This window comes from Streptomyces sp. NPDC006435 (genome assembly GCF_040612315.1).
Taxonomy (GTDB): Bacteria; Actinomycetota; Actinomycetes; order Streptomycetales; family Streptomycetaceae; genus Streptomyces.
On the sequence record NZ_JBEXPY010000008.1, the window covers coordinates 100,813 to 123,367 of the forward strand.

19 protein-coding genes and 1 tRNA gene are annotated in these 22,555 nt (G+C 69.6%); 12 read left to right on the forward strand and 8 right to left on the reverse strand.

The genetic code is table 11. The annotated features are described in order from the left end of the window. Positions 1–183: 183 nt before the first annotated feature. The 4 genes from mycP (at position 184) to ABZZ04_RS11745 (ending at position 5,269) form a co-directional block, all read left to right on the forward strand. On the forward strand, positions 184–1,425 hold the full coding sequence (mycP, locus tag ABZZ04_RS11730) for a type VII secretion-associated serine protease mycosin (RefSeq protein WP_356932015.1): 1,242 nt from the start codon (positions 184–186) through the stop codon (positions 1,423–1,425). A gap of 172 nt (positions 1,426–1,597) precedes the next feature. Continuing rightward, complete coding sequence (locus tag ABZZ04_RS11735) at positions 1,598–2,026, forward strand: hypothetical protein (protein WP_356932016.1); 429 nt, start codon at positions 1,598–1,600, stop codon at positions 2,024–2,026. Positions 2,027–2,050: 24 nt separating this feature from the next. Beyond that, positions 2,051–4,423, forward strand: a complete 2,373-nt coding sequence (locus tag ABZZ04_RS11740) for a hypothetical protein (RefSeq protein WP_356932017.1) — start codon at positions 2,051–2,053, stop codon at positions 4,421–4,423. Positions 4,424–4,621: 198 nt separating this feature from the next. Continuing rightward, a complete protein-coding gene (locus ABZZ04_RS11745) occupies positions 4,622–5,269 on the forward strand; it encodes a hypothetical protein (RefSeq protein WP_356932018.1) in 648 nt (215 codons plus the stop codon). Positions 5,270–5,352: 83 nt separating this feature from the next. Here ABZZ04_RS11745 and ABZZ04_RS11750 read toward each other — a convergent pair. After that, positions 5,353–5,424: transfer RNA gene (locus ABZZ04_RS11750), tRNA-Cys, on the reverse strand. 185 nt (positions 5,425–5,609) lie between these two features. Between ABZZ04_RS11750 and ABZZ04_RS11755 the strand changes: the two genes are divergently transcribed. From ABZZ04_RS11755 to ABZZ04_RS11770, 4 genes are all read left to right on the forward strand, one after another. Then, a complete protein-coding gene (locus tag ABZZ04_RS11755) occupies positions 5,610–7,118 on the forward strand; it encodes an MFS transporter (RefSeq protein ID WP_356932019.1) in 1,509 nt (502 codons plus the stop codon). 40 nt (positions 7,119–7,158) lie between these two features. After that, on the forward strand, positions 7,159–7,359 hold the full coding sequence (locus ABZZ04_RS11760) for a ribbon-helix-helix protein, CopG family (RefSeq protein ID WP_356932020.1): 201 nt from the start codon (positions 7,159–7,161) through the stop codon (positions 7,357–7,359). Next, positions 7,356–7,745 (forward strand): Fic family protein, encoded by a 390-nt coding sequence (locus ABZZ04_RS11765; RefSeq protein WP_356932021.1) that lies wholly within the window; start codon positions 7,356–7,358, stop codon positions 7,743–7,745. Before ABZZ04_RS11760 ends, ABZZ04_RS11765 begins: the two co-directional genes overlap by 4 nt. A 151-nt stretch (positions 7,746–7,896) precedes the next feature. Then, positions 7,897–9,678, forward strand: a complete 1,782-nt coding sequence (locus tag ABZZ04_RS11770) for a DEAD/DEAH box helicase (RefSeq protein ID WP_356932022.1) — start codon at positions 7,897–7,899, stop codon at positions 9,676–9,678. Positions 9,679–10,235: 557 nt separating this feature from the next. On the opposite strand, the gene ABZZ04_RS11775 is transcribed toward ABZZ04_RS11770, so the two are convergent. After that, the gene (locus ABZZ04_RS11775) at positions 10,236–10,814 is read right to left on the reverse strand and encodes a hypothetical protein (protein WP_356932023.1); all 579 of its coding nucleotides are present in this window, start codon (positions 10,812–10,814) and stop codon (positions 10,236–10,238) included. A gap of 350 nt (positions 10,815–11,164) precedes the next feature. Between ABZZ04_RS11775 and ABZZ04_RS11780 the strand changes: the two genes are divergently transcribed. From ABZZ04_RS11780 to ABZZ04_RS11795, 4 genes are all read left to right on the forward strand, one after another. After that, positions 11,165–12,787, forward strand: a complete 1,623-nt coding sequence (locus ABZZ04_RS11780) for a WxL domain-containing protein (protein ID WP_356932024.1) — start codon at positions 11,165–11,167, stop codon at positions 12,785–12,787. Between the two features lie 216 nt (positions 12,788–13,003). Then, positions 13,004–14,974 carry a hypothetical protein gene (locus ABZZ04_RS11785; RefSeq protein WP_356932025.1) on the forward strand — a complete coding sequence of 657 codons (1,971 nt, stop codon included), beginning with the start codon at positions 13,004–13,006 and terminating at the stop codon, positions 14,972–14,974. Between the two features lie 338 nt (positions 14,975–15,312). Then, on the forward strand, positions 15,313–15,954 hold the full coding sequence (locus ABZZ04_RS11790; RefSeq protein WP_148838225.1) for a helix-turn-helix domain-containing protein: 642 nt from the start codon (positions 15,313–15,315) through the stop codon (positions 15,952–15,954). A 222-nt stretch (positions 15,955–16,176) separates the two neighbouring features. Continuing rightward, the gene (locus ABZZ04_RS11795; RefSeq protein ID WP_356932026.1) at positions 16,177–16,965 is read left to right on the forward strand and encodes a S16 family serine protease; all 789 of its coding nucleotides are present in this window, start codon (positions 16,177–16,179) and stop codon (positions 16,963–16,965) included. On the opposite strand, the gene ABZZ04_RS11800 is transcribed toward ABZZ04_RS11795, so the two are convergent. The 6 genes from ABZZ04_RS11800 to ABZZ04_RS11825 form a co-directional block, all read right to left on the reverse strand. Then, on the reverse strand, positions 16,895–18,244 hold the full coding sequence (locus ABZZ04_RS11800; protein ID WP_356932027.1) for an MFS transporter: 1,350 nt from the start codon (positions 18,242–18,244) through the stop codon (positions 16,895–16,897). The two genes, ABZZ04_RS11795 and ABZZ04_RS11800, sit on opposite strands and share 71 nt — an antisense overlap. Positions 18,245–18,246: 2 nt before the next feature. After that, complete coding sequence (locus tag ABZZ04_RS11805; RefSeq protein ID WP_356932028.1) at positions 18,247–18,477, reverse strand: hypothetical protein; 231 nt, start codon at positions 18,475–18,477, stop codon at positions 18,247–18,249. A gap of 98 nt (positions 18,478–18,575) precedes the next feature. Then, a complete protein-coding gene (locus tag ABZZ04_RS11810) occupies positions 18,576–19,184 on the reverse strand; it encodes a winged helix-turn-helix domain-containing protein (RefSeq protein ID WP_356932029.1) in 609 nt (202 codons plus the stop codon). 119 nt (positions 19,185–19,303) lie between these two features. After that, on the reverse strand, positions 19,304–20,284 hold the full coding sequence (locus ABZZ04_RS11815; RefSeq protein ID WP_356932030.1) for a glycine betaine ABC transporter substrate-binding protein: 981 nt from the start codon (positions 20,282–20,284) through the stop codon (positions 19,304–19,306). Continuing rightward, positions 20,284–21,132, reverse strand: a complete 849-nt coding sequence (locus ABZZ04_RS11820) for an ABC transporter permease (RefSeq protein WP_356932031.1) — start codon at positions 21,130–21,132, stop codon at positions 20,284–20,286. Before ABZZ04_RS11820 ends, ABZZ04_RS11815 begins: the two co-directional genes overlap by 1 nt. Before the next feature lie 158 nt (positions 21,133–21,290). Next, positions 21,291–22,490 (reverse strand): betaine/proline/choline family ABC transporter ATP-binding protein, encoded by a 1,200-nt coding sequence (locus ABZZ04_RS11825; protein ID WP_356932117.1) that lies wholly within the window; start codon positions 22,488–22,490, stop codon positions 21,291–21,293. Positions 22,491–22,555: the final 65 nt, after the last annotated feature.

Genomic DNA, 22,555 nt, shown 5'->3' on the forward strand with positions numbered 1-22,555 from the left:
AGCAAGGCCGTCGACGGGTTGTCCCGCCAGTTGTCGACTGATCAGCAGCGGAACTCACGAAGGATTCGGATGTGCAGCAGGAGCAGGGGACTCACACGACGGCGAACGATGGTGTCGGCCGCGCTGGGGCTACTTCTGGTGGGCGGTTCTGCTGGGCCCGCGTTCGCTGATTCCACGCGTTCCATGCAGTGGCACCTCGATGTCATGAAAGCCGACGAGATGTGGAAGACGAGTACGGGCAAGGGTGTCGTCGTTGCTGTGATCGACAGTGGTGTGGACTCGACGAATCCGGACCTGGTGGGGCAAGTCCTCAAGGGAAGGAACCTGGAGCCGGACGTCAGAGGCGACGAGCACACCGACTATGACGGTCACGGCACGAGCATGGCTGGACTGATCGCAGGAACAGGCCGAAGTAATGGTGGCAACGGCGCGCTCGGTCTTGCACCGGGAACCAAGATTCTCCCGATCCGCATGCCTGAGTCCGGAGTCGGGGCAAACCAAGCAGTCGAGAACGAGAAGTTCAACAAGGTCGCTCCCGTGGCGATTCGCTACGCGGTTGAGCGCGGAGCAAAGGTCATCAACATTTCTTTGGGAACATATGCAGGATCGCAGGCACTCACGGATGCCGTGAAGTATGCACTCGACAGCGGGGCGCTGATCTTTGCCGCTGCGGGCAACAGCGGTGACAGGGCCAACATGGTCGAGTATCCGTCCGGGACACCAGGGGTCGTCGGCGTCGGTGCAGTTGGACACGATTACAAGAAGACTGATGAGTCCCAGCACGGGCCGCAGATCGATCTCACGGCACCCGGCATCGACATGGTCCACCCCTGCACAGGCGGAACGCAGTTGTGCAAGACGAGCGGAACCAGCGACGCCACCGCCATCGCATCCGCCTCCGCCGCCCTCATCTGGTCCAAGCATCCCGACTGGACCAACAACCAGGTCCTCCGCGTCATGCTGAACACAGCCGGCGCCCCGACCAGCGGCGCGAAGCGCAACAACTATGTCGGCTACGGCATTGTCCGCCCCCGCATCGCCCTGAAGACCCCCGGCGACCCGGGCCCGGCGGACGTGTACCCGCTTCCCGACCTCGCGGCAGCCGAGAGCCCCAGCCCCTCCGCCGAGCCTTCCAAGACGACCGGAAGCCAGGAGAAGAAGGCCGACAGGCCCGCCGCCGCAACCCCTGTATCCGGCGACAGCAACAGCAACGCGGGTTTCTGGATCGGCCTGGGGGTCGGCGCGGTCGCGCTCATCGGCGCCGTGACCGCGGCCCTGGCCATCCGCTCCCGTCGCCGTATGGCCGCCGCTGCGTCGGCCGTACACCAGCCCCCGCGCCCCAACCCGTACCAGCAACCGACCCCCCCGACCTTCGGCCCACCTCCCACGACACCCCCCGGCTCGTACGGCGGGCAGTACCGGTAAGACCTTCACCCGCCACCGAGCATTTCTTTTCGGACATGTGCGCGTTGAATTCCCTGGATTCCGGACAGTGACCCCCGCGCACCCGGTCTCGACGAAGGGGAAGCCGATACGGTGACCGAGGCGGGAGCTCCTTGATCGGGGCACTCAACTGACAAGGATTTCGGGGGAGTTCGTGTCATTCGACGAGGAGTGGGCGGAGCTTCGTGACGCGGCGGCCGCACGGCGCGGCGCCATGCGGATCAACGGCGTTCCGGCCGAGGGCGGCAGGGGCGGTGCCCCCGACCTGGTGGTCAACCGGGACTCCCTCGGCGCCATCGGGAACGACGCCTACGAACTGCGGATCCGGTTGTCGAGGGAGGGCGACCGTGCCCGTCCCGCCACGTTCGACGCGGCGACCGCGCTGACCAACGGCAACTTCGCGAGCGGTTCGGCGGTGCTCAAGGTGCACGATTTCTGGAAGACCCATCTGACGACGTTGCTGGATTCCCTCGCGCACATTTCGAACCACCTGGATTACACCAAGGCCCAGCACGCGAAGGACGAAGCGAAGGTCGAGGGGGATCTGGCACCGATCTCCAAGCTCACGGAGTACTTGAAGTAGGAGCAGAGGGCGGGGAGTACGCGCATGCTGAAGTACGAGGACATCGTCGACGCCCCGGTGGGAAAGCTGAAGGCCGCGGCCGACGACTGGGCCAGGATGGCGAGCGACCTGGACAAGCTTGCCGACGACGCCGCCGACGGAATGAAGGTCAAGTCGGACAAGGCGGATTGGCAGGGCCTCAACGCGGGCGTCACCAAGGCGTTCGTCGCCAAGACGGCCAAGGAGTTCGCGGACGCCGCAGCCGAGGCCAAGGGTGTGAAGGCGATCCTCGAAGAGGGGCACGCGGCCATCAAGAAAGCCAAGGACGCCCTGATCGACATCCGGGACCACGAAGGACCCGCGGCCGGTATCACGGTGGACGGCAAGGGCAAGGTCACCGCACGGCACCCGGTGTCGCAGTCCCCGGCGGCCGGGCACGACCCCGACTATCCTGCGATGCTCCAGCGGGAGAGCAAGAACGTCGAGTCGTGGCAGAAGAGGGTCGACCTCATCGTCGACAACTGCAACGACACCGACGTGTCCCTCAAGAACTCCCTCGAAGCCAATGTGACCGGCCGCAAGGACTTCGCGGCTCCCAAGTACACGAAGATGGACCAGGAAGAGGCGGCCCGAGCCGCTCACCTGGCCGCCAAGGGGCGCGATCTCACACACAAGGAACTCCAGGCCCTCAATGAGCTGCTGAAGGACAACAGCAGATCGGAGGAGTTCTCGAAGGGCTTCTACGAGAAGCTCAAGCCGGAGGGGGCGCTCGCGTTCTTCGGGCAGCTCTCGACGGACACGTACGAGGGCGGAAAGCTCGACAAGGAACGGCTCAAGGACGTCCAGGACCTCCAGAGGAATCTCGGCCTCAACCTGGCGAACGCCTCCCAGAACAAGGAGTTCACCGCCGACTGGGGCCCCGCCCTGCGCAAGCTCGGTACGGAGCGCATCCCGCTGACCAAGTATGACAGCGGAGGGCCGTTCGGATACCAACTGCTGGGCGGGATCATGCGATACGGGAACTACGAAACGAAGTTCTTGAAGCCGATTGCCGAGCACGTGGCGCAGCTGCACCAGAAGGACCCGGACATGTTTGCCGCAAACAAGGCGGTGAACAGCCCCTTCAAGAATCCGTTCAACCCTTCGGGGGTCAACGGATCCGGTTATGACCCGACCGTGTCCATGCTGGAGGCGCTCGGTAACAGCCCCGACGCGGCGAAGCGCTTCTTCCTTGACAAACCGACCGCGTACAACGAGGACGGGACTGTCAACAAGGATGCCGTGGCCGATCTCGGAAAGGACAAGGAAGGTAACGAGATCGAGAAATACCTCGAATTCTTCGGGGTCGAGAAGTGGGATAGCTACGGGGATGTCGACTCGTTCGACGAGAAGGAGCTCAAGGCGTCCCTCAACTACATGCCCGACGCTCTTGGGCATGCGCTGGAAGCGGCGACGCTCGGCTATCCGGCTGGCCACCCCGATGCGAGCTTCGTGAGGGATGACGGCAACGCCGAAATCATGCGAAACGTGATGGTGAAGTACTCGGATGCCAATCTGCTCAAGGCTCAGGAATCATTGTCCGACAGCCTGGGGGTGATGGGTGCGGGGTATATCGATGACATCAATTGGGCGATAGATGACAACAAGAAGAGCAGTGTCTTCGAGCCTGATGGGAAGAGGGGAGGTCACCTGGACTTCTTTGACCCCCTCGGCCCTGAAGGCCGTGAAACCGCCAGAAAATTCCTAGGTGCTCTGGGGCATCACCCGGACGCCTATGCATCCTTGAGCGCCGCCGAGCAGGTCTACACGAGCAGCGTACTTGAGGCGCAGGTGGGAAAGGATGGCGAAATCGATACGGGCGACGTTCGGCGGGCGGTGAAAATCGGAGCCGAGGTTCAGGGGATGCTCGACCAGTCGCGCGCGGACCAGGTCGTGGACGACGGTGTCAAGGCGCACGAGGAATACGAGAAGGCTGCGGAGAAACGGTCTGGCTGGATTGAGTTCGGTGCTACGGCCGCACTCGGGGCCGGAGTTGCGACGGCTGCCTTCTTTCTTCCTGCGGCGCCGGTCATTGGTGCCGGTGCGCTTCTGGTGCCACTTTTCACCGATGTGGGGACCGGGGTCGTTGAGCAGGTCATCGGAGATGTGGTCGGAGGCATGGGGGAGGACGCGATCGACAAGAACAAGGAGAAGGTCGACGATCTCACCTCCGAGCAGAAGGCAGCTGTCTATACGGCAGGAGAGATCTATACAGAGACTCCGGTCGGCAATTTCGTTGACCGCCACAGGGAGGAGATCGACAGGATCGATTCCAGGACGGGCGGAGACTTGGCCGAGGATCTGGACGACGCGAGGCTTATCGGCTATGGGACCGGGAACCTTCGTGCACGCGTCCAGGGTGTGAGCCCGGCATCCTGATTTTTTCGTGGTGAGGGCCGGGCGTGCTGAGGTACTGGAAAGCAGTGGACGCTCCGTGGTCGTTTGGAGATGGAGTGGCGTTGGGCCGGAATGCGTGGAGTCATGCACGCTCGTCGGCCGGTGGCCGACGAATCAACTGATGGCGAGAAGGGGTTGCGGAATGGGCGAAGTGGGTGGGCAGGGGTGAGGCGACGGCTGATGGCTGCCGGTCTGGTGATGGCCTTGGGCGCCGGGGGCGTGGCATGCGCTTCGGAGAAGGAGGAGAAGAGGACGTTCGTCGGGGCCGCGGAGGTCTGCGGTGACGTGTTCGCCGGTCCCTTGGCGGAGATGGTGGAGAAGACGACCGGGGACAAACTCTTCTTCGCGAAGGGCTCGAAGGGCATGGAGAGAGTGGTCACGGCGCTCAAGGAAGGGTATGAGTCCGGGAACCCATGGGCTGCGGGGGATGTGCTCTGCCTGTTGCGTCCGAAGGATGCGAATCAGACGGATGAGGGGGGAGCATATTTCTCCATGTATGCGCCAGAGGATGTGGAGGGCGAAGGGCTTCCGGCCGGCTATGAGCTGTACACCATGGGTGTGGAATCCTCTGTCGGGCGAGGAAAAGCGTCGATCTATTTCGAGTGCGTCACCCCCGGGTTGAAGGGGTCGGACAAAACCCCACTACGCATCCACGGCATTTTCGCGCGTGGCAAGAGTGATGTACCGGATACGCGTGAGTATCGCAACCTGAACATGACCATCCTGCATGCCGTTTCGCTCAAGCTGGTGAAGGAACTCGAATGTGAGAACAACGGCGGTCTGCCGAAGACCCCCGTACTCACACCGAAGCAGCCGCTCCGGCAGTAGTCGGCGAGGGCGTCGGCCCGGCTCCCGGACGTGCGGAACGGCCGCCCCCCGAGCCATGGGGGCGGCCGCTCCGTGTTTCTCGGAGGCCGTGACCGGATTCGAACCGGTGTAACTCGAGTTGCAGTCGAGCCCCTGAGCCACTCGGGCACACGGCCGTGCGTTCCTCGTCGTGGTTCGACCGTAGGGCCCGGCGGGCGTGCGGCTCAAGGGAAGGGGGCGGGGCGCAACACGACTGCCATGCGGCGTTCACGATCGGCGGGCGGTCCTACGACCAAGGGCGGATCGGAGGACCGTCTCACGACAGGGTTCACCCGAGGTCATGCCCCTTACTCTTGGGCTCATGAGTGCCCTGGACCCCCGAGACACCGGCAGTGACGCCGGCACCCACACGGACACGGCCACGACCCCCGGTACCGGTCCCCGTGTCGACATGGCGAAGGCCGTCCCGTCGGCCGGTTCCGGAGGGGTGCTCGGGCGGACCTACCGGGCGCTCAGCGTCGGCATCGTCTCCGTCGTGTTCCTGATCGCCTTCGAGGCGACCGCCGTGGGCACCGCGATGCCGGTCGCCGCCCGTGAGCTGCACGGCATCCCGCTGTACGCGTACGCGTTCTCGGCGTACTTCACGACCAGCCTCTTCGCCATGGTGCTCTCCGGCCAGTGGGCGGACCGGCGCGGCCCGCTGGGGCCGCTCGCCGCCGGGATGAGCTCGTTCGTGGCGGGCCTGCTGCTCTGCGGGACCGCCGGGAGCATGTGGGTCTTCGTCGCGGGCCGGGCCGTCCAGGGGCTCGGCGGCGGTCTGGTGATCGTGGCGCTGTACGTGGTGATCAGCCGGGCGTACCCGGAGCGCCTGCAGCCGTCGATCCTGGCCGCCTTCGCCGCGAGCTGGGTGATCCCGTCCGTCGTCGGGCCGCTCGCCGCCGGGAGCGTGACCGAGCACCTGGGATGGCGCTGGGTCTTCGTCGGCATCCCCGTCCTCGTGGTGTTCCCGCTGGCCCTCGCGCTGCCCGCGATCCGGCAGCGGGCGTCCGGCCCGGCCGACCCCTCGGCCCCCGTCGAGCAGTACGACCGGCGGCGCATCCTGCTCGCGCTCGGGATCTCGGCGGGCGCGGCGCTGCTCCAGTACGCCGGGCAGCAGCGGGACTGGTTCGCGCTGCTGCCGGCCGCCGCCGGCTTCGCGCTGCTCGTCCCGGCGGTGCGCGGACTGCTGCCCCCGGGGACGATCCGGGCGGCACGCGGGCTGCCCGCGGTGGTGCTGCTGCGCGGGGTGGCGGCCGGGTCGTTCATCGCCGCCGAGTCGTTCGTGCCGCTGATGCTGGTGACCCAGCGCGGGCTCAGCCCGACGATGGCCGGTTTCTCGCTCGCGGCCGGGGGCGGGACCTGGGCCCTGGGCTCGTACGTGCAGTCCCGGCCGCGGCTGGAACCGTACCGGGAGCGCCTGATGGTGGGCGGCATGGTGCTGGTCGCCGCGGCGATAGCGGCCGCGCCGTCCGTGCTGATCGACCGGGTGCCGGTCTGGACCGTGGCCGTGGCCTGGGCCTTCGGATGCTTCGGCATGGGCATGGTGATCGCCTCGACGAGCGTGCTGCTGCTGAAGCTGTCGGCGCCGGAGGAGGCGGGGGCGAACTCGGCCGCCCTCCAGATCTCCGACGGGCTGTCGAACGTGCTGCTGCTCACCGCGGGCGGAGCGGCCTTCGCGGCGCTCGGCGGCGGCGCGGTCGGCGCTGTGCACGAGGCGGTGGAGGCGGGGGCCGCCGGGTCGCACCCGGGGGCGTTCGCGGTGGTCTTCCTGCCGATGGCGGGGGTGGCGCTGGTGGGGGCGTGGGTGGCGGCCCGGGTGCGGGCGCGTTAGTTGGTACCAGGTTGGCCCCACCGGTTGGTACCGTTTTGGTATGGCCATGAACCTGCGTCTTCGTGACGACCAGACCGAAGCCCTCAAGCAGCGGGCCGAGCAGGAGGGGATCAGCATGCACGCCATAGTGCTCCGGGCCGTGGACGACTATCTGGCCAGGACCGCCCAGCAGGCCATCGTCCGCAAGACGGCCAAGGAGCAGGCGGCCAAGTGGAGCGAGCTCATGGAGCGGCTCAAGTGACCTGCGTCTACCTGAGCTCCGAGGACGCCCTGGTCGTTGCCGAGCACGCCTGCTCGGACATGCACATCGTCGTGCGCGATGCCGGGCTCCTCGAATCGGCGGCGCACCGTCCGTCCGCGGCCATGTTCGGCGAGGAGGCGTATCCGGACGTGATCGACAAGGCGGCCGCGCTCCTGCAGTCTCTGGCGATCAATCGCCCGCTCTTCGACGGCAACAAGCGCACGGCCTGGCTGTCGTGCGTGACCTTTCTGGCGATGAACGGGGTGGATCTGCGCCCGGACGTCGATGCCGCGGAACGCCTGGTCATCGCGGTGGCCACCGGGGAAATGGACGAGGTGAAGACCATCTCCCAGGGGCTGCGTGCGCTGGTCGTCGACGACGTGTGAGAGCCATCGCAATTCCGTGCGGGGCGGCGCAGTTCGAGGCGGTTCACGCGCCGCGCCCCGGTAGGGTGGCCCGGTTGTCGTATCGCGTGCGGGTCGGTTCCGGCCCCGGCGGACAGCGCCCCACGTACCCGAGAGACCCGAACCGGAGACCGTGACTACTACCGCCTCCCACCACCTCTCACCCGCCTTCCCCGGCCGAGCCCCCTGGGGCACGGCCGGCAAGCTGCGAGCCTGGCAGCAGGGCGCCATGGAGAAGTACATCCAGGAGCAGCCGCGCGACTTCCTCGCGGTCGCCACCCCCGGCGCGGGGAAGACCACCTTCGCGCTGACCCTCGCCTCATGGCTGCTGCACCACCACGTCGTGCAGCAGGTCACCGTCGTCGCACCGACCGAGCACCTGAAGAAGCAGTGGGCCGAGGCGGCGGCCCGGATAGGCATCAAGCTCGACCCCGACTACAGCGCCGGTCCGTTGAGCAGGGAGTACGACGGCGTCGCGGTGACCTACGCCGGTGTCGGCGTCCGCCCGATGCTGCACCGCAACCGCTGCGAGCAGCGCAAGACCCTGGTGATCCTCGACGAGATCCACCACGCCGGTGACTCCAAGTCCTGGGGCGAGGCGTGCCAGGAGGCGTTCGACCCGGCCACCCGGCGGCTCGCGCTCACCGGAACGCCGTTCCGGTCCGACACCAACCCGATCCCCTTTGTTGTGTACGAGGAGGACAAGGAGGGCATCCGGCGCTCCTCGGCCGACTACACGTACGGCTACGGCAACGCGCTCGCCGACGGCGTCGTCCGGCCCGTGATCTTCCTCAGCTACAGCGGCAACATGCGCTGGCGCACCAAGGCCGGTGACGAGATCGAGGCCCGGCTCGGCGAGCCGATGACCAAGGACGCCACCGGGCAGGCCTGGCGCACCGCGCTGGCCCCCACCGGGGAGTGGATCCCCAATGTGCTGGCCGCCGCCGACCGGCGGCTGACCGAGGTGCGCAAGGGCATCCCGGACGCGGGCGGCCTGGTCATCGCCACCGACCAGGACTCCGCGCGCGAGTACGCCAAGATCCTCAAGCGGGTCACCGGGGAGAAGGCCACCGTCGTCCTCTCCGACGAGAAGGCCGCGTCGAAGAAGATCGACCAGTTCAGCGGGGACGACTCCCGCTGGATGGTCGCGGTGCGCATGGTGTCGGAGGGCGTCGACGTGCCGCGTCTCGCCGTGGGCGTGTACGCCACCACGATCTCCACGCCGCTCTTCTTCGCCCAGGCCGTCGGGCGCTTCGTGCGTTCGCGCAGGCGCGGCGAGACGGCCTCGGTCTTCCTGCCGACCATCCCGATGCTGCTCGGCTTCGCCAACGAGATGGAGGTCGAACGGGACCACGCCCTCGACAAGCCCAAGAAGGGCAGCGACGAGGAGAACCCGTTCGCGGAGGAGGACAAGCTCCTCGCCGACGCCGAGAAGCTGGAGGACGAGGAGACCGAGGAGCAGCTGCCCTTCGAGGCCCTCGAATCCGACGCGGTCTTCGACCGGGTGCTGTACGACGGTGCCGAATTCGGCATGCAGGCGCACCCGGGCAGCGAGGAGGAGCAGGACTACCTGGGGATTCCCGGACTGCTCGAACCCGATCAGGTGCAGCTGCTGCTCCAGAAGCGGCAGACCCGGCAGATCGCGCACAGCCGCCAGAAGCCGGCCGGGGAGGCCGACCTGCTGGAGAAGCCGGCCGAGGCGCGGCCGGTGGTCACGCACAAGCAGCTTCTGGGGCTGCGCAAGCAGCTCAACACGATGGTGTCGGCGTACACGCACCAGAGCGGGAAGCCGCACGGCGTGATCCACACCGAGCTGCGGCGGGTGTGCGGCGGGCCGCCCAGCGCGGAGGCGACGGCCGGCCAGATCCAGCAGCGGATCAAGAAGGTCCAGGAGTGGGCCACCCGGATGAGGTGAGCCGGCGGGGACGGCCCCGGTGCGCGGGCGGAGCGATCCGCCCGCACACCGGGGCCGACCGTCGGCGCGACGCGGCGCCGGGCACCTTCGCCGGAAGTTCCGCTCGGGCGGCACGGCCCAGTTCCTCGGCCAGGGCACGGGAAATGTCGTTGAGGACGACCATCTGATTCCGCTCCGTGCTGTCGGGCGCGATCTGTCCCCTCGCAAAGGGATTGCTTTCCCCTGTTTTCCGTTGGGCGCGCGCAGGCCGGAGTGGCGCCGCTGTCCCGGTGCGACCGCGAATTTCCCGAGCGGGTGGACGACCGGGGCGTCCGCCTCTTCCGCGGCCACTTTTTGCGGATCGGTCTGCCCTCGAAGATCGAAGGTCGAAGGTCGAAGTCAATGCTGAGCGTGGGGAATTCGTTTTCCTTGTCGGCCTTCTCGGGATCGCCGCCCGCCCCGGGCCGGTGTCGGCGGTGCGGGGCGGGGGTCGGTGCGGACGGGCCGCCGGTGCGGACGGGCCGGTGGTGCGGGTCGAGGAGCCGGCCGGGGCGGCGTGGTCCTGTCGGGCGGGGCGTCTACCAGACGAACGGCGCGGACTGGTTGGACGTTGCCACGCACGGGACCGTGGCCGACGTCGGTGACGACGCCACGATCTGCAGGGACCAGGTGGTGGCGCTCGGCGGGGCGGGAAGCACCACGGAATTCGTGCTGTCACCCGCCGCCAGGGTGCCGGAGGTGAGCTTCAGCGGGCCCAGGGTGATCGGGCTGCCGCCGCTCATGCCCGGGTTGGTCTTCCCGGAGAACTGCACCTGACTGGTGACGCCGCCCGAGGTCTTGGTGAGCTTGAGCGTCGTCGTGATGCTGTTCGGGTCGGCACTGGTCCCGGGCGGCATGGTGATCGCCGTGGAGGTGATCTTGATGGTCTTGGACGTGCCCGAGTCGGCGGCGGTCAGTGTGGCCAGACCGCTGCCCCAGGCGCCGCAGTCGTACGTGGCCGTCGCGGTGAGCGGGGCCACCGCCTGGGCCGTCGGTGCCAGGGCGAGCGCGCCGGCCAGACCGCAGGCCGCCAGCAGCGCCGGCGGGAGGTGTCTTCGGTAGGACGGGCGCGGGCCCGCCGACCGCACGGTCCGTGACCGTGCTGAAGTGATCGACATGACGGGGGAACTCCTTCCGGTTTCTGAATTCCGCGGCTCCGCCGAAGAAGAACCGAAATCGTGCCGTGCAATCTTCTTGCGGAACTGCGTGCCGGGCCCGGCATGTCGGGTGCAGTGAAACGATGATCATCGAAGAAGTCAAGGGATTTTGTCGGACTCGCTCGGGATGCCTCGAGAAATGCCTTTCGGGCATTTCGAAAAGGATCATTCGGGAAATGATCAACCGGTCGCGGGGCGGTCGGTCAAGGATCAATTGGTTCTCTCTTGACTTCTCCGCACGCGACCTCCTCAATGTGCGCAATCAATGGGCCATGGAGGGGTGTCTGGTGATCCGACGACGAAGACCAGGTATGACCGGTCTGCTCGCCGCCTGCTTCGTACTCTCGCTGGGCTGCGTCGGGGCCACGGCCGCGCCGTCCGCCGGGACGACGGACGGGCAGCGGCCCGCGGGTGTGGTCTCCCCGACCGTCCACTGCGTCCTGCCCGCGGGCCAGGGGGAGGCGACCGGGCCGCAGGAGATGACCGTCGAACTGTCACCCGCGGTCGTCGCCCCGGGCGGCAAGGTGCACGCGAAGGTGACCCTCGGCCCGTCCCCGGCCACCAGCGCCCTCGCCCTGGAGGACGTGCCGACCGTGCCCAGCCTCGACCTCGCCATGTCCGGCGGGGCGAGCGGCACCGTCACGGTGCTGGGCGCCGAGTTCACGATGGACATCCCGGCCGGGAAGCCCATCGAAATCCCGCCCTACGAAGGCGACTTCCTGGTCCCGGCGAACGCCTCCGGGGACGTCTCGTTCACCCCGGTCCGCACGCTGACCCGGACGAAGGTGCTCGGCTCGGTCTTCGAGACGCCCTGCGACGTCGTCGACGGCGCCGGCTCCGTCGGCACCGTCACGGTGGAGGGCACCGGCTCCGAGCCGGCCACCCTGACCGCCCCCGCCGACCCCGTACGCCCCAACACCCCCGTGGCACTGGGCGGCTCGGGCTGGACTCCGGGCGGCACGCCGGTGCCCTCGCTGTGCGCGGTGGGCGGTGGCGGCTGCGATCCGCTGAAGTTCAAGGAGAACGCCCTCACCGTCGACAGCTACGGGACGCTGCACGGCACCGCGACCCTCGCGGAGGCCGGGGCGGTGCCGAACGGCCCGTACGAGGTGAAGGTCAACGACGGCACGAAGGAGGCGACCGCGCCGCTCACCGTCGAGGCCGTCGCGTCCGGCGACCGGGAGATCTCGCTCTCGCAGGACAGCGGCCCCGTCGGCAGCGTGATCACGGTCAGCGGCAGGAACTACAACCCGGACCGCTGGATCAACGTCATCGGACTCGACGCGACGGGCACCGGGATCGATGACAGCGCGGTCTACGTCAAGAGCGGACCGGACGGCACCTTCGCCGTCGAGTTCACCGTGGTCTCCGACGCCGTCACCGCGGTCCGGGCCGACGAGGGCAACGATCCGGCGACCGTGCGGACCGTTCCGTTCACCGTCTCCACGGGCGGGGGAGGGGACGGGACGAGCGCCGACCAGAAGCTGAGCACCTCGGTCCGGGCCGGGACGCTGTCCATGGTCCAGGACGGCGACACCGTCGACTTCGGCACGACGGTCCTGGGCACCGGCAGCGGCGTGCAACGCTCCCGGCTCAACCGGGTCGAGGTCTCGGACGCCCGCGGCGTCAACAGCGGCTGGTCCCTCACCGCCACCCTCACCGACTTCACCGGCGCCGGCGGGAACACCATCCCGGCCGGGGCCGTGCGGTGGACGCCCAGGTGCACGGCGCAGAACGGAAGCGTGGGGGTGCCGGTGGCCGGTTCGCCCACCGAGCTCGGCAGCGAGGCGGCGAGCCTGTGCCGGATGGGGCCGGACGGCTCCCGCCCGTTCACCGGCGGCCGGTTCGACGCCGACGCCGATCTCACGCTCACCCTTCCCGGATTCACCCGCCCCGGAGATTACGGCGCCACCCTGACCCTCACGCTTCTCTGAGAACGGGCCCCTGAACGCGGGCACGAACCGGGCGCCCGCCCGCTCCCCATGCACCGGAGCGGGCGGGCGCCGCCATTCCGGATCCGGAGCGACCCCAGAACACCCCGCAGCCGCGGACGACACCCATGGAGGAGCAGCATGCCCGTCCGGAGAACGAGCAGAACGAGCAGAACGACAAGAGCCGGAAGGACCGGAAGGACTGGAAGGCCGGGCGCGGTGTTGCGCCGCGCCGTCGCCCTCACCGCGGGGGCCGTGCTCGTCTGGACCGGCGGAACCTTCGCACTCGCCCCCGCCGCCCTGGCCGGTACCGTCACCCCGACCGTCCACTGCGCCCTGCCCGCCGGGCAGGGCGAGGCGACCGGGCCGCAGGAGATGAGCGTCGACCTCTCGCCGTCGATCGTCGACCCGGGCGGCAAGGTCCACGCCAAGGTCGCCCTCGGCCCGTCCCCCGCCACCAGCGGGCTCAGCCTGAACGACGTGCCCACCACCCCCAGCATCGACCTCGCCATGTCCGGCGGCGCCACCGGCACCGTCACCGTCACCGGACCCCAGGTCGACCTCGACATCCCGGCCGGCAAACCGATCGAGATCCCGCCGTACGAGGGGGACTTCCTCATCCCGGCCGACGCGAGCGGCCCGATCACCTTCACGCCGGTGCGCAACCTGACACGTACCAAGGTGCTCGGCTCCACCTACGAGACCCCGTGCGACGTGGTGAGCGGCGGCGGCTCCGTCGGCACCGTGACCGCCGAGGGCACCGCGGGCCACCCGGCCACCCTGACCGCGCCCACCACCCCCGTCCGGCCGTCCACCGCCGTCGCCCTGACCGGCAGCCTGTGGACCGCCGGGGCCACCCCCGTACCCTCGCTGTGCGCGGCGGACGGCGGCGGCTGCGACCCCGGCAAGTTCGCCTCCCACACCCTCGCGATCAGTGGCTCGGGAGAACTGACCGGCAGCGCGGTGCTCGCCGCCGCGGGCGCCGTGCCCGACGGCTCGTACCTGGTGAAGGTCGGCGACGGCACCAAGGAGGCGACCGCGCCCCTGACCGTGCGGGCGTTCGTCCCCACCGGACCGCGGGCCATCACGCTCTCCCGCTCCGGCGCACCGGTCGGCAGCGTCGTACGGGTCACCGGCAGCAACTACTTCCAGGACCGGTGGATCAACACCGTCGGCCTGGACGCGAACGGGGCGACCCTCGACGACACCGCCGTCTACGTGAAGAGCGCCCCCGACGGGACGTTCGGCGCCGACTTCACCGTCTCCGATCCGGCCATCACCGCGATCCAGGTGGACGAGGGCAACGATCCGGCCACCGTGCTGACCACCCCGTTCACCGTGACCGACGCCTCCGCGAGCCTCTCCGCGGGCGCGGCGAAGGTGAAACCGGGCGGCACGATCGCCCTCTCCGGCGGCGACTGGCCGACCGGCGTCACCCCCGCGGCCGAGCTCTGCGCCGCCGACGGAAGTGCCTGCGACAGCGCCCGGATCAGCGGCTCCACCCTCCGGATCGGTACCGACGGGGCGCTCGCCGGCACCGTCACCGTGGCCGGATCCACCCCGCGCGCCGTGTACGCGCTGAGGGTCACCGCCGGGGGAGCGCAGGCCCTCACCCCGCTCACCGTCGCCCCGTCCTTCATCGTCCTCACCCCGTCCGCCGGGCCGCGCGGCACCGCCGTCACCGTCGTCGGGCAGGGCTTCGCGAAGGTCGCCACCGTGTCCGTCGTCGGGCTGCGGGCCGACGGCTCGCAGACCTCGGACCCGGTGCGGACGAAGGTGGTCGGACTGGACGGGGCGTTCTCGCAGACCTTCAGGGTCGACGCCGCGGACACCGTCGCGATCCGGGTCCGGGAGGTCCTCGTCAACCCGCGCACCGAGACGGCGGCGTTCACCGTCCAGGACGGCACCGTGCCCGCCGGACCGGCCTTCGCGCTCTCGCCGCCCGAGGGCCCCGTCGGCACCTCGGTCCAGGTGACCGGCCGGGGGTTCGCCCCCGTCGCCACGGTCTCGGTGACCGGCCGCACCGCGGACGGGAAGCAGACCTCGGACCCGTACGTCACCCGGATCGTCGGACTCGACGGGACGTTCGCCCTCGACTTCACCGTCCGGGACCCGGCGACGAAGGCGATCAGAGCCTGCGAGGTGCTCGTGAACGGAAAAATTATTCAGCAGTCGTTCACCGTGGGTTGACGCCGGTTCACCTGTGGTGCACGGAGGGTGGCCGGAGGCGTCGACCGACCAGGACGCGCGTAGATGTTCGCTTATCGGTCGGCGCCGCGCTGACCGGCGGTTATTCTCCGGCGCCCCGGCACCGCTCCCGGCGACGCCCGGATTCTGGACGAGGTCTTCCGCTGAGCGGACTCGCTCGCTACTGTCCCAAAAAACTGCACGCCCCGTGGCAGTACAGCCGCGGAGCGCAGCCGGTGCCATGGCCAGGCCGGCGGCCTCTCCGTGCGTCGCCGCTGGGACCGGCGGCGCACATTCCGTGGGGATCAGCCGCCGCCGCTCACCACAGAGGAGAGGGCGTCGTGACCGCGGAGACCTCCCAGACGCTCGACCGGGGACTGAGAGTCCTCAAACTGCTTGCCGACACCGATCACGGCCTGACCGTCACCGAGTTGTCCAACCGACTCGGGGTCAACCGGACCGTGGTCTACCGTCTGCTCGCCACCCTGGAACAACACGCCCTGGTGCGCCGAGATCTCGGCGGCCGGGCCAGAGTGGGCCTGGGCGTGCTGCGCCTGGGCCGTCAGGTGCATCCCCTCGTACGGGAAGCCGCGCTGCCCGCGCTGCGGTCCCTCGCCGAGGACATCGGGGCCACCGCACACCTCACGCTGGTGGACGGCAGCGACGCGCTCGCGGTCGCGGTGGTGGAGCCGACCTGGACCGACTACCACGTGGCCTACCGGGCCGGTTTCCGCCATCCGCTGGACCGGGGTGCCGCGGGCCGGGCGATACTCGCGGCCCGCCAGAAGCCGGTCGGCGAGACCGCCTTCACCCTCACCCACGGCGAGCTGGAGGCCGGGGCGAGCGGTGCGGCGGCGGCACTGGTGGGAGTGACGGGCGTCGAGGGCAGCGTGGGCGTCGTGATGCTCGCGGACTCCGTGCCCGAACGGGTCGGCCCCCGGGTGGTGGACGCGGCCCGCGAGGTGGCGGACGCGCTGCGGTAGCCGCGGCGGCCCGGTGGGGACGCACCGGGGACGCGCCGGGCTCCGGCGGATGGCCGGATGTGTGCGTACGAGGAAGGCCCGGCGTACGCACACGAGTGGCCGGACGAGTGCGTACGAGGAAGGCTCGGCCGGACGTACGCGCACGGGCGCCCGGCCCCGTGTTCCGGGGCGGCGGGCGCACCGTTTGGTGTCGGTGCCCGCCCCGGCGGTTAGATTGGGCGGGTGTTCACTCGTCATTCGCGCTCCCGGACCCTCGCCCTGTGCGCCGTGCCCGTCCTCGCCCTGTTCGGCGTGGCCGCCTTCGCACCGCTGCCGTTCACCCTGGCGCAGCCCGGTACGACCGCGAACGTGCTCGGGAGCGATCACGGCACCCCGGTGATCAGCATCAAGGGCGAACCCACCCGCCCGACCAAGGGCGAGCTGCGGATGACGACCATCGTCGCGACCGGGCCCACCGCCGACATCGGCATCGGCGACGTGATCGACAGCTGGTTCCGTACGGACCGAGCGGTCCTGCCCCGTGACTCCGTCTACCCGACCGGCGGCTCCGAGAAGGAGATCGAGAAGCACAACCTGGAGGACATGCGGGAGTCGCAGGACGACGCGGTGGACGCGGCCCTCGGCTACCTGGGCAAGCCCAAGGGCTCGGTCGACGTCACTCTGCACCTCGCCGATGTGGGCGGGCCCAGCGCGGGCCTGTTCTTCGCGCTCGGCATCGTCGACAAGCTCGACGGCGACGGCCGCGGCGGCGAGCTCACCGGGGGCCGCACCATCGCGGGCACCGGCACGATCGACGCGGACGGCGAGGTCGGTGCCGTCGGCGGGGTCTCGCTCAAGACCCAGGCCGCCCACCGCGACGGGGCGACCGTCTTCCTCGTCCCGAAGGCCGAGTGCCGGCAGGCGCGCGCCGAACTGCCCGAGGGGATGAAGCTGATCCCGGTCACGACGCTGAAGGGCGCGGTGTCCTCGCTCCGGAACCTGGCGCAGGGGCACAAGGTCCCGAGCTGCTGACCGCGTCGGCCGACGGCTCCGGCACGTCGGCCGCCTTCCCGGGGGCCCCGTCGGTCTCGTCCATCGTGCGCCACGCGGGGAACACCAGCGGGCTCAGCGTCGCCAGCAGGTACGCGCCGCCCATCGCCAGCAGCGCCCCCTTCGCGCCCATGCTCTCCACCAGCAGCCCGGCCGCGAGACCGCCCACCGGCATGGCCAGTTCGCAGCCCGCCGTGAGGGCCCCGGAGACCCGGCTGCGCAGCTCCTCGGGCACCCTTCCGTAGATCACCGTCGTCAGGATCGGGTTCAGCACCCCGCCCGCCAGACCGCTCAGCACCATGGTCACGGCGAGCGGCGTCGTCGTCCCGGTCAGCGCCGCGACCACGTACCTGGGCGCGCCGCACAGCACCACGCACACCGTGAACACGGTCCGCCGCGAGAACCGGTGCCCCACCGCCCCGTACAGCAGCGCCCCGGTCAGTCCGCCCGCGCCGAACAGGGCGGTGAGCAGTCCGATGTCCCGGGCCCCGCCCAGCTCCTCGGAGGCGTGCACCGGCAGCAGCACGGCGCCCCAGCCCTGATCGGAGCCGTTCATGAAGAGCACCATGAGCACGACGGCCAGCAGCAGCCGGTTGCCCAGCAAGTAGGCGTAGCCCTCGCGCAGTTCGCCGCGGTACGCCCGGAACGAGATCGGCTCGGTGGCCCTGCTCGGCTCGGCGGCGGGTACGCCCCGCAGCCCCGTCGCGACCAGCAGCGCGGACGCCAGGAAGGTCGCCGAGTCCAGCAGCAGGACGGTCTCCGCGCCGACCAGTGCGATCAGCACGCCCGCCAGCGCCGCCCCGGCCATCCGGGCGCCGCGCGAGACCGCGTCGAAGAGGGAGGCGGCGCGCGCCAGGGTGATGCCCGCGTGCTCGGCGAGGTCGGGGACCAGGACGTAGCGGGCCGTGTTGCCCGGGGTGTGCAGGAGCCCGTTGACCGCCATCAGCGCGCACAGCATCCAGAAGGAGAGGATGCCCGCGTGGTGCAGCAGCGGGACGGCGGCGACGGACGCGCCGCACACCAGGTCGGAGGCGACGGAGACCCGGCGGCGCCCGATCCGGTCGATGACGGGGCCGCCGATCAGCGCGGAGACGACGATCGGCAGGGTCGCGCAGAAGGCGACGACACCGGCGCGTCCCGCACTGCCCGTGGTCTCCAGGACGAACCACGGCACCCCGATCAGGGTGAGTGAAGTGCCTGCCGTGGATATGGAGTTGGCGGCCAGGACCGCGGCTATCGGTTTTCGTTTCCCCCCGTTCACGGTCAGACCGTTCGGGGCGAGTGGCAGGCGAGCGATTCCCGGCCGGGCAGTACGCGCAGGCCCAACTCGACCAGGGTCCAGCCCAGTTGGGTACGAAGGGTCCGGGGCGAGGAGTGGACGGTGCGCAGGGAGCCGGTGGCCCCGGCCTCGCGGGCGGTGCGGAACTTGACGGCCTGCTCCCGCAGTTCGGTGGAGCGGGCACGGTGCAGCGACAGGTGCGTTTCCGGGTTCATGGCGGATTCCTCTCGGTCTTCGGTGTGGTGTCGCTCGATGGGCCGCGGCCGGGGCCGCAGCCGATGTCACTCGGTGGGGCCGGGGCCGGTGGCCGGTGTCACTCGGTGGGGCGCGGGAAGAAGTGCACGTGGCTGCGGACGACGGCCGATCCCTCGGTGTCCTCCGGGACCCGGCCCCGGTAGCTCTCGATGAGCTCGTGGATCTTCAGGATCAGTTCCGTGGAGAGGTCGGGGGTGAGGCGCACCTTGAAGTCGCTGATGTCCCAGCCGTGCTGCCACTCCTCGGGCCACTCGCGCATGGTGCCGATCCAGGTGTTCAGCTCCTGGGCGTGGTTGCCGGCGATCTCGTGGAGCACGACGCCGACGGCGCCGCGCACCTCGGGGTCCGGGTGGCTCAGGAACCGGTCGGTGTTGAAGGCGGTGCCCCGGTGGACGGCCCGCCACCAGCGCTCACGGCCCTTGCCGCGCTCCGGGGCGTCCTCGACGAAGCCGTACGACGCCAGCTGCCGCAGGTGGTAGCTGGTGGCGCCGCTGGACTCGCCGAGCCGGTCCGCGAGACCGGAGGCGGTGGCGGGGCCGAACTCCCGCAGTGCGTTCAGCAGTCGGAGGCGCAGGGGGTGGGCCAGCCCGCGCAGGGTGCGGGCGTCGACGGTGTGGACGTTCTGGGCTTCGGCGGGAGTCGTGCCGCCGTCCTCTGTTCCGGGCATGGCACAACCGTAGGCTTGCAAAGCCGCCTTTGCAACTACTTCTTTGCAAGATTTTCTTTGTAACTCGACGGGGGGTGCTCGACGAGGGGTGCTCGCCGGGGGCGGGAAGGCCCTGCCGCTCATCCCTCCTCGATGAACCCCTCCTGGATCAGCCAGTCCTTCGCCACCTCGTGCGGGTCCTGCCCGTCCACGTCCACCTTGGCGTTGAGCACCTGGGCGACCTCGGTCGTCAGCTTCCGGCTGACCGGGTCGAGCAGCGCCGCGATCTCCGGGTACTTCTCGAAGGTCCTGGTGTGGACGACCGGCGCCGCGTTGTAGTTGGGGAAGAAGTGCTTGTCGTCCACGAGGACTTCGAGGTCCATGGCGCTGATCCGGCCGTCCGTGGTGAACACCTCGCCCAGCAGGCAGGAGTCGGATTTCGAGACCTGGGTGTAGATGATCCCGGCGTCCATCTTCTTGATGTTGGCGGCCGGGACCGACATCCCGTACGCCTTCTCCATCCCGGGCAGTCCGTCGTCGCGGGAGGCGAACTCGTTCTCCACGCAGATCGTCACCGCCGCCGGGTTCCGCTTCGCCAGGGCGGCCACGTCGGAGAGCGTCCGCAGGTGGTACTCGGCGTTGTTCTTCCGGCTGATGGCGAGCGCGTAGGTGTTGTTGAGGGTGGACTGCGGCAGCCAGGTCACCCCGTTGTTCCGGTCCTCGTCCCGGACCGCCTCCCACTGCTTCGACGGGTCGGCGATCGGCTTCGCGTGGCCCAGGTACGTGATCCAGCCGGTGCCCGTGTACTCGTACATCGCGTCCGCGTCGCCCTTGACGATCGCCTCGCGGGCGCTGATCGAGCCGGGCAGGTTCGTCCGGTCCAGCACCTCCGCGCCGGCGGCCTTGAAGACCAGGCCGATCATCTGGCCCAGGATGATGTTCTCGCTGAAGTTCTTCGACGTGACGGTCAGCGAGGCGCCCTCCAGGGGCCGCCCCCGGCCGACCGAGCCCGGCACCACGTCATCCACCATCGGCGAACCGCTCTTCAGCCCGCACCCGGCGAGCGCCAGCGCCCCCACCAGTGCTCCCGCCAGCCCGACACGTACCCGCCGCGCGCGCATCACCCCACCTCCAGTCCGCGCGGCGTCAGCGCCAGCTCGACCAGCGAGGCCAGCCAGTCCACCAGCAGCGCCAGCACCACCGTCAGCACGGAACCGAGCACCAGCACCGGCATCCGCTGGGTCTGGATGCCCGAGGTGATCAGGTCCCCGAGGCCGCCGCCGCCGACGAACGTGGCCAGGGTCGCCGTGCCGACGTTGAGCACCAGCGCCGTCCGCACCCCGGCCAGGATCAGCGGGACGGCGAGCGGCAGTTCGACCTTGGTGAGCGTCCCCATCGCCGACATGCCGATGCCGCGCGAGGCCTCGACCAGGTTCGGTTCGATCGCCTTGAGACCGGCGACCGTGTTGGAGAACACCGGCAGCACCGCGTAGATCACCATGCCGATGATCGCCGTCGAAGGCCCGATGCCCAGCCAGATCACCAGCAGCGCCAGCAGACCGATCGCCGGGGTCGCCTGCCCGACGTTGGCGACCGCCGTGACCACCGGGGCACCCCGGCTGAGCCCGCGCCGGGTCAGCGCGATGCCCAGCGGAATGGCGATGATCAGCACCCAGAACGTCGAGATCGCGGTCAGCCGCACATGCTGCCACCAGCGCAGTTGCACATTGCCGCCGGTGAGCGAGTTCCGTGCGATCGAGTCCAGGTGGACGTTGGTGATCCACAGATAGGTGATGACCAGCACGACCACCAGCGCGAGGGGCAGCGTCACCAGCTTGCGCCAGGTGATCCGGCGCGGCGGCCCGGCCGGCGGCGGGGCGGGCTCCTCCTCCTCGTCGCGGAAGGCGTGGCCCTTGACGTCGTGTTCGCCGGGCGGGCGGTCCTCGTCGGAGGAGGGCTCGGAAGACACCCGGGCCCCGGAACGCACCCGGCGCGAGGGCTCCCGCTCCCGGCGCCCGGACTCCCGGTCCTCATAGGGCTCCCGGTTCCGGTGCCCATAGGCATCCCGGTCCCCGTAGGCATCCCGGTCCCGGCGGGGCTCCCGGCCGTCCGAGGGCGAGCGGGGGGTCATCCGTTCACACCGCCCTCCAGCTCCGCCTCGGTCTGGTGGCTGCGCATCTCCTCCAGGTCGTGCTGGTGCTCGATCGCGGCGAGCCGGTCGGCCTCCAGCAGCTCGTGGACGGAGTTCATCAGCGTGTGCATGTCCACGACCCCGATGAACTCGCCGCGCCGCCCGGTGACCGCGACCCGGCCGCCGCTGTCGGTCAGCACCGCCTCCAGCGCGTCGTGCAGCGTCGCGTCCCGGGTCACCGTGTCGTGGACCAGCTGCCCGGCACGCGCCAGCGAACCGCGGGCCCGCATCAGGTCGCCGCGCCGCAGCCACTTGTACGGGCGGTTCCTGCGGTCCAGCATCAGCAGCTCGTTGTGCGGGCCGCTGCGCAGCTTGTTGAAGATCGACTGGAGCGGGTCGTCGACCGTCACCGTCGGGAACTGGGCCATCTCCACGTCCCGTACGCGGGTCAGGTTGAGCCGTTTCAGTGCCGCGCCGGCGCCCACGAACCCCGAGACGAAGTCGTCGGTCGGGTTGGTGAGGATCGCCTCGGGGGTGTCGAACTGCGCGATGTGCGAACGCTCCCGCAGCACCGCGATCCGGTCGCCCAGCTTGATCGCCTCGTCGAAGTCGTGGGTGACGAAGACGATCGTCTTGTGCAGCTCGTGCTGGAGCCGGATCAGTTCGTCCTGGAGGTGGTCGCGGGTGATCGGGTCGACCGCGCCGAACGGCTCGTCCATCAGCAGCACCGGCGGATCGGCGGCCAGCGCCCGGGCCACCCCCACCCGCTGCTGCTGCCCGCCGGAGAGCTGGCGCGGATAGCGGCCGTGGAACTCGCGCGGATCGAGCCCGACCAGGTCGAGCATCTCCTCGACCCGGTCCTTCACCCGTGACTTGGACCAGCCGACCATCCGCGGCACCAGGGCGATGTTCTCGGCGACCGTCATGTGCGGGAAGAGCCCGGACGACTGGATCGCGTAACCGATCTTGCGGCGCAGCTTCACCGGGTCGATGTCGGTGACGTCCTCGTCGCCGATCCTGATCCGCCCCGACGACGGCTCGATCAGCCGGTTGATCATCTTCAGGGTGGTGGACTTCCCGCAGCCGGACGGCCCCACGAAGATCACCGTCTCACCGGCCCTGATCTCCATCGAGACGTTGTCCACCGCGGGACTCGGATTGCCCGGGTACCGCTTGGTCAGGTCCTCCAGCTGGATGGTGGCCCCGGAAGCGGCCTTCGCGGTCGTGCTTCCGTCGACGGCAGTGCTTCCGCCGGCGACGC